Raw genomic sequence first — 517 nt, forward strand, 5'->3', positions numbered from 1 at the left:
GGATTATTGGAGCAATTATAGGACCGTGGATTGCTAAACAAATTTCCCCTATGCCTGAGCTTTTCTATAAATCTTACTTAGCAGTTGCTTTTTTTGGAGTAATAGCATTAATTTTATGTTTTGCTTTACCTAAGAAACATTCTATTAGTCAAATAAATCCAAATTTTAAAATAAGCGATATAGAAAAAAATACGCTAATATATAAATCATTACTATATTTGGGTGGACTCATAGGGTTTTGTAGTTATGTAACTATGACTTTAGTAATGACATCTGTTCCATTAGAAGCAACAGAAAGAAAGATGACGGCTCCAGACATATCGACTCTAGTTCAATGGCATATGGTGGCTATGTATTTGCCAATAATAATAGTACCAATACTTATGAGTAAAATTCATATGCTACACGTTTTAAAAGCTAGCCTGTTTATTAGTATTATAGCCTTTCTAATATGTGCTTATGCAATTTGGAATTATGATGTTAACTACAGTATTTTATTAGTTACCATGCTTATAGC

Annotated in this window: 1 protein-coding gene; it reads left to right on the forward strand. The window is 30.8% G+C overall.

The genetic code is table 11. The annotated features are described in order from the left end of the window. Positions 1 to 50: 50 nt before the first annotated feature. A partial coding sequence (locus KBY19_RS35905; protein ID WP_210967527.1) for a hypothetical protein occupies positions 51 to 517 on the forward strand: 467 nt, incomplete at its 3' end.

The organism is Streptomyces sp. B15, assembly GCF_018070605.1.
In the GTDB taxonomy this organism is placed as follows: Bacteria; Actinomycetota; Actinomycetes; order Streptomycetales; family Streptomycetaceae; genus Streptomyces; species Streptomyces smyrnaeus.